Origin of the sequence: Ruegeria sp. R8_1 (assembly GCF_017743815.1) — a bacterium.
GTDB classification, from domain to species: Bacteria; Pseudomonadota; Alphaproteobacteria; order Rhodobacterales; family Rhodobacteraceae; genus Ruegeria; species Ruegeria lacuscaerulensis_A.
Genome location: NZ_JAGHRL010000002.1, coordinates 51,423 through 63,959 on the forward strand (window position 1 = coordinate 51,423; position 12,537 = coordinate 63,959).

A 12,537-nucleotide genomic window follows, 5' to 3' on the forward strand; every position below is an offset into this window, starting at 1 on the left:
GGGCGCTTACAAAACGACCGCAACGCAGGAAACACTAACCTTTCACATCAACCCAGGTCACATGGCGACCGTGGAATTGTGCTTGCCGTCTCGACTTGTGCAACAACCTACCTCAAACCCACCTAACGTCTGTCCAGTTCATTGAGCTGGTGCTGAATGTCGTGTGCGAGCAACTCAGACAGCCGAACCATGCTATCTAGGCGCTCGAGGCGTTCTCGAAGCTTCTTTCTTTGCTCCTCCGCACTTCGCTCGCGGCCGCCTTGCTGATCTTGGAGCTGATGAATCACTCTTACGATTGGGAGTTCGCTTGCCCCAGCATCCGACGCGAGTTCGATCCACTCTTTGAGTTTTCCAGAAGTCTCATCCCCGACGCGGTCGAAGCACATCTGGATTAGGATCCTTGCACTGTGATCGATCCCCCTGGATAGCTTTAGCCAATCTTTAGCAGCCTCAGGTAAATCTGAGCTATCGGCAATTTCCTGAGCTCGCGTCTGATAAAAGTAAGTGCGTTCGTCGGGATCCAGGGCCCTAATCGTCTCAACGACAGGTTCCAGGTCGCGAAACGGTCTGGTCGCAGTTGGAACAGAGAGTATGTGCTCCCAAAGTTCAAAGATAGCGGCCCTACATTCCTGTTGTGCCGCGCTCGTGCCGTCTTCAGGACCTTGCTCAGCTTTGGTAATTAGCTGGGCCAAATGATGGGCCATCCAGCGCCCAAGGGTGTCGCAGCTTTGATCGAGGTCTAACTCTTGGACGATCCTTTTCCCAAGTTCGATTATCTTCTTAGATTGTTCGGAATGTTCCATCGGAGCCCATGGTTAGAATAAGTGTGTATGGTGGAGTGTAAGTTCCGAACGATCTTTCGCGATTTCGATAGGAGTCCCTTCTGAATTCCCGTTCAACTTGAACCTCAAAAACAAGTTCTCGGTCTAGTCGCTCTAAACACGCCAAGAGTGCGTCTCGTTGCATCTCGAGACGAGAGCCTGTCTCCGCGGTCCGGAATTCCCGTTCTTGTTCCTTTCGACCCCATGTCAGCGATCTGAGCTGAACACCATCTGGATCCGAACGATTTTGCCAGACACGACCTTCGCTGTCAGAAGACAGCTCGAATTGATCGCAGAGCCAACTCGCCGGACGAATGCTTGGAAAATGGACGACCCCAGCCCAAGGGTCATACTCGTCAATTCCTTCACTTCTTGAATCCGCTGCGACCCAACCTTGGAGCTGGAACGCCCCCGCATTGATCTCCAGTTCATCACCCGCTGGCGGAATGCGATAATCCATTGGATTAGTGGCGGTCTGCAAGGCTCGAACCAACGACCTTGACCGCTCCGGTGAGACAAGTGCGGAAGATATACGAACGAACTGCTCTCTGTCTCCGGAGACTTCCTTCCAGCTGCCCCAAATCGGAATGAAATCTTGATGCTCGATTTGCCTTACCAAAACGTCCTTTGTTACCGAAGTGGGCCATTCATCCGTTTCCTCGGTGTCTTTCCAATCAGGCCAGGAGGGAGGCTTTGGATCGCGACGATCAGACAACCAGTTGCCGTCAGAACGGGTGATCCAATGTCGTTGGGTCCAGTCTTCAAGGCTATCAAAATAATCCGGGTTCTCTAGGACAGGAACTTCATCGATCAGAGCACCAGCGACCTCCATCATGGCGTGATATGCGCGATAGAAGCTTAAGCTCTCAACTCGCGGATAACTTCCGTGGGAGTGATGGGTTTTCATACCTTCATAATGGCCCCGTTTTCCTCGAGGGTCTTCCACCCAAGCGCCGGTGGCGGCTGATTTCCATTTGTTTCGGATGACACTTAGAACGCGTCGTTCGATTTCTTTTTGCGGAATCCCAAAAACACGTGCCAAGGGACTGAACCAATATTGGGGTAAATCATGGCCGAAGTAGTATCGATCATCTTCATTTAATGGCTCGCTTTGCTCCCATAGTTCAGTGCTAATGTCACGCTTAGAGACTGGAGCAAAGCCGGACAAATTGATATTCTCCAATCTTGCAACCTCGGTCTCATCAAGCGCCCCAGTACCGCTATTGCTCAATAGCAACGCGCACTGAGCGGCGAATCCGCGTATTATTGTGTGGGTCACCGTTGGCGAACAGGAATCCAGGATGAACTTTGTCAATTCCTGGGGAACACTATGGCCAGCATTGAGTGTTCGCCGAAGTGCAAGCAATAACCATTGTTCAGCAGCATGTTTGTAGAACGGTAACGAAAAGTCGTAGAAAACGTTGGGTTGTTCGGCATTCGCCAACCGACCGAGAGCTCCCAAGACCTTTGTTTCACTGAAACTGGCCAATAAGCAAACGACGTGTGCCGCTTGCCATCTGGTTGATACTTCAGGAGCCGCCAAACTGGACCATAAGTACCCAGCCAAGCCAGTTGTCGCATCAGAAGGTGGGAAGAGCTCAGGCTTCCATGCCCCGTCTCCATCACTTTCATTCATTTCTTTCTCAAAGAGAGCCAACCCGTAGCTCAAGGTATCTTGTGCTTCTTTCGGTGAGATCTGACTTGCTATCAGGCCAACAAGAGTTAACAAGCGCTGCGAGCCGAAAAGATCCGGATGCTTCGCACTTTCGTCCACTACAAAACCAAAAACCTCTGATGTCGATATTTCCGTCACTTCGGCAATGAATTCAAAGGGCAAAGGTTGGTAGTATCTGCTCTTTGCTATCTCATAAAAATGGGTGCGGCATACCTCTTCTATGATTTCTCTTAGCGCTCGTCTTACGCTTTGAAGCTTTTTCCAATCCTCAGGCACCGCGTCCAATATACCTTGCACGTCATAGAGACTGATGTCTTTCATCAAGAACAGCGACTTCAGTGCGTCGGCCTCTTTCCCGATACTGGTGCGCTCGAAAAACCGAGCAGAAAAGCTCGATAAATAGAACGGAGGTTCAGAACCCCTAAACCGCTGATAACACCCTCGGACGGTAACCGGATCATCTAACTGCAATCCGGAGAAGATATGGTTCCAATCCTTTTCTTCGCTTCTCTCGCCTGTTCCTGCGAAACCACTGTTGTTGTCGGATTTTGCTTCCCTGCACTTTGCCACGGACAAATGTGCGCTCAACCGTTCGACCGGCCAGCCATTTGACTGCCCAATTTTAACAAAACTGCTGAGGTGTGAAGATGAAGCGCCTGAGACTAATGTATATTTTGCGGTCTCATCAAAGATCCTCCGTCGGAGATACTCACTTTCGCAGGTGGCCAAGGCCGCCTCAAGTAACTCAGGTGTCCGTGAGTGAATATCAAATCCGATCGTGGATAGTTGCCCCAAGTGGCTGATTTCGCCCATATCAACCAGCTTCGACAAAGCGATCGGTAGAATTCGCTCCTGCCACCCAAAACCTCGATCTCTCCAGCGGCTTAGTATTGCGAGCGACGATGCAGGACAGAGCATCGTGATTGCCTCCACGGTACCTTCCCAGTCAAAGTACTTGTCGCGGGCGACGTACTCATAGGCGACTTCGGCTCCGCGAGAGACACGATATGCTAGCTCGGATTGGGGTGAATCTATAGTCGCTGATTGCTCAGACAGCTCTATGATTGCTTTCCAATAGTCTAGGTGCTCTTGTCCTATTCTACCTGCAACCTCGACTGCTTGGTCAAAATAGCAATTCGCTTCACCGGGACTTAGAACAAAGATAGAGCGTGATATTTCGCAGAAACCCTCAACTTTTTGCTCAGCCTCCATACGCTCGTTCTGGAGGATCTCGGCGGCTTCCACCGCAAAGTCTATCGCGTAGCCTTTGAGCGGGTTCGAACTCGAACAGACACGTGCGAGGAGACACAGGTCGGGCGTGAACAACTGACGCTTTAAGCCGTTTTTCCACTCAATGAACTGAGACATGCAGGGAGCTGGATCATCGATCCGAGAAAGGACCTGCACCCAGAGTCTCGATACTTCGCCAGCAATGTGCCGTCGATCGCGATCTCGGTATTCTAGGTTCTTGTTATAGTCTTCGATACAGAGACTTATCTGGTCATTGAGTTGGTCTGTGTTTGCTTCACCAAGCTGGACGCTGGCCCAAAGCATATGCCACCGAAACACTGGTCCAACTTCGTCAAGAAACTCTCGCGCCTCTCTACTATGTACCTGCCGGTCCTTAGCCAGCTCTTCTCGAATTTCTGATTTCGCCAAGTCTTCCAACTTGATGTTGTCGCCAACTAGTTTGGCTCTTAGGCACTGAGCAGAAATTATGGTCGACTTCGGCTCGGATGAAAAATTGCTGAAGTAGGTTTTGGACGGATCAGGAATATACTGCGTGAGCATGGCTGCAATAGCTGCACGGGTGGCGACGCCGTGATGGGCAGCAGCAAGTGCTACATCTCGTACGATCGATAGAAGCGGCTGCCTGTAGTCATGCTGGTTCTCAAATTTTTTCAAACGTTTCGGCGAAGCAGCCACACCGTTGAAGGCGCGTCGCACGGCGTCCTTCGGCGGGAACCGCAGTACCTTCGACTGCGCTCGGGTTATTGCCAGCAGAATACAAAGGTTATTTTTTGCCGCGTTACTGATCTCGTCGAGGAGTTCGTAGTAGCCGAGATCAACTAGCTTCTCAGCAACAATAAGCCCCGCACGATAAGCCACGCTTTTTGGAGTCCAACTCTCAAGCTCCGCCACGAAAGCGGCGGCTCCAGCGACCTTCAATGAAGCGAGTGCTAGTGCGGCGATGTCACTATCCGACATCTCCTCCTTTTCACGTGCCTTTGGGTCGAGACCAGCCCATGCTTTCAGCCATCTCTTCGCAACACGGAGAGTGTTTCTTGCTTCTGAGATTGTGCTTTCATTGTTTGCGAGTAGGGCTGCCTCGTAGGCGCGCTGACCTCCATGCCAAGAAGTGGAGAATCCGTTGTTTGCGGCTGTTTCGCGCACTTGATCGTCCGACAGAAAATGCGCCACTAGATCAACATTGTCTTGAAACAATTGCTGCTGACGATCGTCCCCTGCCGTTTCAATGCCAGCTTTCAATGCCAACTTCGCTGCATCAGCCAAACGCTTGTCTCGCAGCGCCGCCTTGAGTGCAAACTGAAGTCTGCTGAGTGACGCCTGCCGCATTTCTGCTGGAGTGCCTTGAGGAAGCGCGGCCTCTGATAAGACCATCTCCACTAAGTCGTTGTATCTACCAGCTTCAAGCAGGAGTTGCGGTAAAGCTGATGCTACGTAGCTACTGCTCGTCGCAAGTGGCATGACCTTGTCGACAAAATCTGACATTTCCCGGCGGCTCGGTTTATAGGTTTCTCGAAACCAAGTCTCGGAAGGTTCATCTATGAACTGAACGGCATCGGACCGGATCTGTAGAGGGCGACCGATGTCCACGACGAAGCTCTTAATTGCTTCTTCTGGCAGGCCCGAAGCGAGCGATAGAACTTTGATTGGAACAAACGGCCTGAGCGCTGCCAACGCCTCGCAAAACAACTGAATCTGAGCCGATTCTGCGTTGGGTGATTGATCTCTCAATGTTTCAATTGATCGAGCGAACAACTGGCGGATAGTATCTTCGACCGTAGTTGCTGTGGGACCCAATGCCTCCAAGGCTTCACTGAGAGACGAAGTTGTTTCAAGTGCTGTTGCTTGAACCCTTGGATTTCGGGTAGTCAGCCGGTGAAACTCTAGCAAATCATGCCCGGATGCTTTCGGGTAGGTCTTGTGGAGAAACTGTTTTGTCTCCGTCTGTGAGAATGGCGCTAGTTCCAGGTTTTTGTAATTCAGTGGTGGCGCAAGATACTCAGCGACGCGGTGCGATCGACTCAAACACACCAAAACAACGCCCTTGGGTAGGGTCTGCCTTAAAAGATCACGAGGAAAACTTGTCCGTTCGTCACATTCTTGCGCCGCCATTTGAGCATTGTCGGCGGCGTCAATCAAAATGATGATTTTGGCGCGTGGATTATCGACGGAAAGGGCGTCCACTGCTTGAGTCAGACGGCGATTGAAAGCCCTCAAGTAATCCGCCGCATTTGCGAGGTGTGATGGAATAAGTGGGTGACACAAACCTCTTGCGGCCAATTCGTTGGCTATCTGACAGCATGCAACGTCGTGCCGATGTCTGGGGCTGATTGTACTTCGGTATCCACCGTTTCCGAAGCAATCGTATAGCACAACTTCACATTCGTCTTGCAGCCGGTTCGATATCCTACGGGCTATTGCAGTCTTTCCGACTCCGCCACCAGCGTGAAGAATGACTGGATCATGGGGCTCACTCAAAATAACATCAACGAAATCATCTTCCTGCTCTCGAGGAAGCAGTTCATCTACCTCTTCGATAAGGCATGGCGCAGGGAAGAGTCGTTCTTCGTCGGTCTTCAGAGCACGAAGGACATCTTCTTTTCGAATGGACAGATTTCTGGAGCTTTCGGGTAACGCCTTCTTGGTAACTAACAGCAGGAGCTGGTCCGCCCCGTCTTGGTCTGGACCAGGAAGATAACCTGTCAATTCTTGGTGCAGGATGTTCCGCTGTTCCCAGTACCCATCGGTCGTATCAGAAATACTAAAATGCCTAAGGAAGTCGAATACCGCTTCATCGTCCGCCGATAGGTACCTTTTTATCTGTTGCCATTTGCTGGCGTCGCTCGGCGCCAGTTTTCTTGATTTGATCCTCTCCAGCAAAGTGTGAACCCAGTCCGCAACAGGTCGGTTGGTCAGAAACACAAACTCTACTGACTGCTTTTCCGGGTCCGCAATACCTGACAGAAACGCCTGGTACCTCTTGTAGAAGCCCACCAATGTTTTCTTCAGATCGCCTAGTACCCAAGATTTCCCCGTGTTCAAGGAAGAGTGCTTTAGTTGGAGGTAGGTAACTTTCTTGCACTTGGAAAGCTCTTCGCTTCCAAAGTACTCAGCTACATCAATAACTTCCTCTCCGCTCGATCCACTTGACTCACTTGTCTCTGAGGCTGAAACGCCTTCAATTGCGATGGCTACCAAACCTGAAGAAGGCATAAGGAGGCGCAGACTACGTCTTGCCGCCCAAAGGTAGTGGAATTGATCGCCTGCTCTACTTGGGCGAACGGGGTCAAGATGCATCTTAAATATCTCTAAATACTGGCGGTTCAGGTGATATCATCACTATATATTGAGAATTGAAGATAGTTACACCGTTTCATTCGCGCGAATTTCTCGCCTCCGCAATTCAACGTCTGCTATCGTTAAGCCGTAAACACGATATCGTTCGAGCAGCGAATGGCCGGTTTCCGCCCTGCCTTCAGCACTTGACCGACTTAATGCCCCAAGGAATCGTCAATGCGGTAGGAAAGAATAGGCACACAGCTGTCAGCGCCGAAGTAAAAAGCAAGGTGTCGTGGTAGACTTGGTGTGTTTGCCATCCCCCAATCGAACGCTGAAACAATTCAATAGCCAAAACAAACGAAGAAGTAAGTTGGGCGGTAAACACTGCATTTTCAAACCATCGTCTCAAGGGTGTGATCCCGTTTCTACAGTATTCCTGGCTCGACGCTCGGAAACGTCTTATGCGTGTCCAAAGGGATTGTTTTTTCAGATCGTGCTCTGATGTCGGTGATGAATTAGCCGCCTCTTTCAATTCCCGACTCTGAACGATCAAAAGAAAAGGATCTACTTCCGGATCGATGGGATGTATGTCCAAGCCAGACGCTTCTGCAACATCTCGGCGAAACTCTAATGGTGCGGTAGTGATTGCGCGTTCGTAGTTTCGATAGGTTCTTAAAGAGCAACCAAATTTTTCAGCCATCTTCTGTTGGGTCAAGCCTAACTCAGCTCTGGTGTTGAAGATCCTCTGTCCGTCTTTTTTGTGGGCTTTCGAATCGTTTTTGTCCGTCATGTCGGTCCTACATTTCAACGGTGGTGGGCAAATTGCACCCATTTAGCATCGCAGCATCGGGACTTTCAAAAAAAGTTCGACTGTCCGCGCGACCTACTTTTCTGTTGTCCGCGTTTGCTGAAAACTAACGGAGAATTTGGGCTGACCGGAATCTTTTTGCCGCACGATTTTTTCAAAGCATGGGGCCCGCGTATTATTCCAAACTCCTCAAGGACTTGCGAGGTCACTCGGTTTACACGCAAAGTCCGTAAAGGTTCGCACCTAAAAGCGAACGATAATGAGAGGGCAAGCGAGTGACGGAAGACGAGCGAAAGAGGCTGGAAGCCCACGAGCGCCTGAAAATGTCCCTTAGGCTGAACGGAACGAGCCTGGCGGCCGAAGCCCGCAAGCTCAATGTTTCCCGCACGACGCTGTCTCTTGTCGGTCTCCGCAAACTGAAAAATGCACGGATTGAGCAGGCCCTAGCGAATGCCATAGGTGTGCCCGTTTCAGAGCTTTTCGACCAATTGCAGAGTGAGGAGGACGAGAAATGAAGCCCTAGAAAGCTAAGAGCCCTCCAAGAGCTGGGCTCCTGAAAGGCTCGTGCAAAAGATTTCGACCCCTTTGCACTCCCTTCATGACCCAATTCTGGCGACCCGTCAACCGCGCTGATCACTTCAGCGGGCGGGTCACCTTTTGTCTCCACAAATGAAGAGGAGCCGAACGGCGCGGGCAACAACCGCAGCCACGGCAAAAGATATGTCTAAAGATGATGACGACGACGATTTCTATCGTCCCCCTGCACCCACCACGGCCGGGCTTATGTTTCCTGCGCGCTCGAAGTTCACTGTGCGCGGGTTTACCCTGGCTAGGACACCCGCTGAAATGTACTGGCGGCAGTTCATTTCAGCCAGTCAGCTTGAACGGGTAACCTGCCTACTCGCTCTCGCGGATCCAAATCTTTGGAACCTGCACGATCAGCCGCGTCCCGTTAGCTATATTGATGCCTCAGGGCGCCAGCGCACGCATCGCTTTGATTGGCTGGCGGAGTACCGGGATGGATCACGTGTGGCGATGGCCGTCAAACCTGGCGAACGCGTCGAAAAGCTGAATTTCCGAAGCACGCTCGCCGCAATCCGTCGTGATCTGCCAAAGAGGTTTGCTGACAAAGTCTGCCTTATCACAGAGCGCAACCACCACCCGAAAGAAGTGCAAAACGCAGAGCTTTTGAATTTCTTTCGACGGTGTCCGGATGAAGAAGCCGATCTTCTCGTTGCTGAGACCATCGCAGGTCTCACAGACGAGCTTTCCATCGGTGATCTCATCAAGCCACTGGGCCTGGGTGCGCGCGGCTTCCGCGCCGCCTTCAGAGCTATTTACGCGGGGCTTTTGCAAGCCAACACGCGTGAACGCATTTCCACCAACACAATCGTCGGCCCGCGAGAGGAAAAGCCATGAAAGATTTTCAGTTTCAACTCAACCTTAGCCTCGAAGATGCGGTGCTCGGAATGAGTGAGTATCACTTTGTTCAAAAGATCACGAAGTACACAGTTACCGTGCTCGCAAAACAGGCGGGCGCTGTTCCCCTAACGTTCACCCATGAGGAACTCGCCAGGCTACTCGAAGACGGGCATTTCTCCATCGAGTATGGCTACTTCTCGGATCGTCAGGCCGCTCGCCGCGCGCGGGCAGGACGGGCGTTACTCTCGCGCTTATCTCTCAAAACCCAGCTCTTGGCGTTCCAAGGCGAAGCCTGGTGTGACGCGATGCGCGAAGGGGAAGAAGAAGGGTGGTTTAACAGATCATCAAAACGGTGGTTTGAGTTTCTGCCGAAGCTGCATGAGCGCGTGAAGCAGAAACTTCAGGATGGTGTGCTCAAAGCCATAAATGGCGAGCCAGTTCCCCCAGACCTTCTTTCACATGTTCCCGGACGCAGCACCATCATGCAAAAGTACCGGGTTTGGGAAGAGACCCGGGACCCGATGATCTTTGTCAAAAGATCGATTTTCAACGGTCAGAACGGCAAGAGGGTCCATCCCCATGTCGAAGCGATCATTCAGATCGAACTCGCGAACTATCTTCATCCCAATGAGATTTATCCCTCTCAGGTATTGGATGCCGTAAACAGTGAGGTGCGCCGAAAGAACATCGCACTTGGCATCGCTGGTGACGATCTACTTCCGGAGGTCTCACTGAGCACGATCGAGCGCCGTATCAACGAACTGGACCGGTTTGAAGTGTTGGCTGCGCGCAAAGGCGTTGCGCATGCCAAGAACAAGCTAGGTGCCCATGTCGGAGGCATTAAGCTTCAAGCCCCTTTGTTTCGCGTTGAAATGGACGAATGGGAAATCGACCTCATGTCGATCCTGAAGGGCGCTGGGATTGATATCACGCATCCGAGCCTGCGTGATCTTGAACTTGGGCGCTACTGGGTGTGCGTGGCAATGGACACAGCCAGCCGCTCAATTTTGGGTCTCAAGCTATCAAACGCGCCAAGTGCAGAAGATGCGAAAGCAGTTATCTGGATGGCGATGCGGGACAAGACTGCGCTTGCGTCCCAGTTGGGCTGTGAAACGCCCTGGTCGCAACACGGGCATGTCTATCATGTCGTAGTCGACAATGGCCCGGCTTTCGTGAATGCTGAGTTCAAGGCCGTTCTGTCTGATCTGGCGATTGACTATTCGGTTTTGCCCGCCGGTGTTCCCAGATTGAGGGGGATCATTGAGCGCTTATTTCGTTCGATAGCGACATTGTTGATGCCCTACCTGACCGGGCGCACTTTTTCCAATCCACGAGAAAGAGGCGATTATCCATCGGAAAAATACGCGGTGCACACTGCAGAAAGCATCTTGGAGTTGCTGGTCCGGTTCACGGTTGATGTTTACCACAATCGCAAGCACCGCGGCCTGGAATATGCAACGCCCAACATCAAGTGGGATAAGCTCATCTCTGAGTTTGGTTGGTCTCCACCAATGAGTGCGCACAAGCTGCGTCATATCCTTGGGTTGAAATTCAAACGTGAGACTGGCCCGCACGGCGTGCTGATGAACGGCGTGAACTATCATTCCAAACGCCTCGCCAAGCACTTTCAGAAATTCGGTCAGCAGACCGTCGAAGTCAGTATCGATCCTGAAGATATGGGTCATATCTCAGTTTGGCTGGAACGTGGAAATGACAGTGGGTGGTCAACGCTGGCTGCAAAGGTCGACGGGCTCGAAGGGGTATCGTTCGCCTCCTGGGAGCGGTCTATCTTTGAACTGCGCCAAAACAATCGCGCGGCGGCCAGCCTGACGCAGGGCGTGGTGGATCGTGCTATCCGGCGGATCAAGGAGATCGACGCTGAGCAACGCGCGGCGCGACAGCTTGGCCCAATCAAACTTACCAGCGATCAGATCAAACGTGCGCAGCGCGAAACGTTCTGGGGCCTGTCTTTGGGTTCCGATCCGGACATTGCCGCCGACAAAAACACTCCTATTGCGGATCAGGACGTTGGATTCCTCTCGGATGAAATTCCCTACCTTCCCGGTCCGCTGCCTGAGGAAGAACCAATACTGCCAGAGGAGAGCGAAAGCGAGTGGCTCTTCAGTGACGAGTTGGACGACGGCGATCAGAGCAAATCTGACGAAGCCGAGGAGAATGACGATGAATAAGCACGCCAAGAAGTTTTGGACTGACAAGGACATCCGCAAAATGGTGCAGAGTCTGAGGAAGCTTTACATCCCGAGGCCAGAATTTAAAAAACTTGATGCGCGCTTTGGCGCCCTCCTTGAGCAGCGCCGCGCAGACGATGCGGACGGCGTGATGTTCACAGCCAGAAGCATCATGCTCGTTGGTCCGTCGGGGAGCGGGAAAACAACAGCCGTGCAGCAGCTCGTACACAAATACCGGAAATTGATGGCTACAGATCACCAAGAGGAGATCTGTGAATACATAGGGCTTCAGGTGCCCAGCCCTGCCACAATGAAATTTGTTGGTGCGGCTACGCTGCGGGCGCTTGGTTACCCTTATTCTGGTAACAAACAGGGGCCGGCAATCTGGGATCAGGTCAAAGAGCAACTCCGGCTGCGTCGAACGCTCTTTCTTGGCTTCGACGAGGCGCAGGATTTGGCCCGTTTCCAAACTGACAAAGAACGGCAGTCAGTGGTCAACACCCTAAAATCTCTGATGGAAAACTCCGTCTGGCCTGTGGGGTTGCTGCTGTCCGGGATGCCTGACCTCAAGAAGATCGTAAATCAGGACGCGCAGTTGGCGCGCCGCGTTGATCCTATTGAAATCGGTCGGCTGCACGCAGTGCGTGATGTCGATCATGTCATAAAGATCGTTCAAAGATACGCAGATCGGGCTCGGATTGAAGTTACAGCCTCGGTGAAGAACGAAGCTTTTGCCATGAGGCTGATGCATGCGGCGGACTATCAGTTTGGACTGATGGCCGAGATCGTGGTCCTGGCGGTGTCGCATGCACTATTCACCCAGGGGTTCGAAGCCAAGTTGAGCATTCGGCATTTTGCTGAAGTCTACTCCGAACGTAACGGAGCGGAGTCGTGGATGAACGTCTTCATTGCTGACGACTATGGGCGCCTCAACCCCAGAAAGCTTCTGGACGATGGGGAAGACCCTGGCGACGGAGAAGATGCATGAGATCCCCCCTGAACCCTGTACTCCCCCTTATCGAGGGGGAGACACCTTCAGGTTACGTCAGCCGAGCGGCGCGGCTCTATCGGACCACGCCGCGCGATCTCTGTTCG

Annotated in this window: 7 protein-coding genes; 4 read left to right on the forward strand and 3 right to left on the reverse strand. The window is 52.1% G+C overall.

Annotation, left to right across the window (positions count from 1 at the left end; all coding sequences use genetic code 11):
• Positions 1-122: 122 nt before the first annotated feature.
• The 3 genes from J7380_RS04405 to J7380_RS04415 all read right to left on the reverse strand — a co-directional run bounded on the left by J7380_RS04405 (position 123) and on the right by J7380_RS04415 (position 7,813).
• Entirely contained in the window at positions 123-803 is a 681-nt protein-coding gene (locus J7380_RS04405) for a hypothetical protein (protein ID WP_209194658.1), read from the reverse strand.
• Positions 781-7,041, reverse strand: coding sequence for an ATP-binding protein (locus tag J7380_RS04410; RefSeq protein WP_209194659.1), 6,261 nt, complete (start codon positions 7,039-7,041; stop codon positions 781-783). Before J7380_RS04410 ends, J7380_RS04405 begins: the two co-directional genes overlap by 23 nt.
• 178 nt (positions 7,042-7,219) lie before the next feature.
• Positions 7,220-7,813 carry a helix-turn-helix transcriptional regulator gene (locus J7380_RS04415; RefSeq protein ID WP_209194660.1) on the reverse strand — a complete coding sequence of 198 codons (594 nt, stop codon included), beginning with the start codon at positions 7,811-7,813 and terminating at the stop codon, positions 7,220-7,222.
• Positions 7,814-8,106: 293 nt separating this feature from the next.
• Between J7380_RS04415 and J7380_RS04420 the strand changes: the two genes are divergently transcribed.
• The 4 genes from J7380_RS04420 to J7380_RS04435 all read left to right on the forward strand — a co-directional run bounded on the left by J7380_RS04420 (position 8,107) and on the right by J7380_RS04435 (position 12,430).
• A complete protein-coding gene (locus tag J7380_RS04420) occupies positions 8,107-8,346 on the forward strand; it encodes a helix-turn-helix domain-containing protein (RefSeq protein WP_209194661.1) in 240 nt (79 codons plus the stop codon).
• 205 nt (positions 8,347-8,551) lie between these two features.
• Positions 8,552-9,250, forward strand: a complete 699-nt coding sequence (locus J7380_RS04425) for a hypothetical protein (RefSeq protein ID WP_209194662.1) — start codon at positions 8,552-8,554, stop codon at positions 9,248-9,250.
• Positions 9,247-11,442, forward strand: coding sequence for a DDE-type integrase/transposase/recombinase (locus tag J7380_RS04430; RefSeq protein ID WP_209194663.1), 2,196 nt, complete (start codon positions 9,247-9,249; stop codon positions 11,440-11,442). Before J7380_RS04425 ends, J7380_RS04430 begins: the two co-directional genes overlap by 4 nt.
• The gene (locus J7380_RS04435; RefSeq protein WP_209194664.1) at positions 11,435-12,430 is read left to right on the forward strand and encodes a TniB family NTP-binding protein; all 996 of its coding nucleotides are present in this window, start codon (positions 11,435-11,437) and stop codon (positions 12,428-12,430) included. The genes J7380_RS04430 and J7380_RS04435 overlap by 8 nt, the downstream gene beginning before the upstream one ends.
• Positions 12,431-12,537: the final 107 nt, after the last annotated feature.

Excerpts from the sequence above, each read along its gene's own strand:
- J7380_RS04425 (WP_209194662.1), top strand. The coding sequence starts at position 8,552 with ATGTCTAAAGATGATGACGACGACGATTTCTATCGTCCCCCTGCACCC.
- J7380_RS04430 (WP_209194663.1), top strand. The coding sequence starts at position 9,247 with ATGAAAGATTTTCAGTTTCAACTCAACCTTAGCCTCGAAGATGCGGTG.
- J7380_RS04405 (WP_209194658.1), bottom strand. The coding sequence starts at position 803 with ATGGAACATTCCGAACAATCTAAGAAGATAATCGAACTTGGGAAAAGG.
- J7380_RS04415 (WP_209194660.1), bottom strand. The coding sequence starts at position 7,813 with ATGACGGACAAAAACGATTCGAAAGCCCACAAAAAAGACGGACAGAGG.
- J7380_RS04410 (WP_209194659.1), bottom strand. The coding sequence starts at position 7,041 with ATGCATCTTGACCCCGTTCGCCCAAGTAGAGCAGGCGATCAATTCCAC.
- J7380_RS04435 (WP_209194664.1), top strand. The coding sequence starts at position 11,435 with ATGAATAAGCACGCCAAGAAGTTTTGGACTGACAAGGACATCCGCAAA.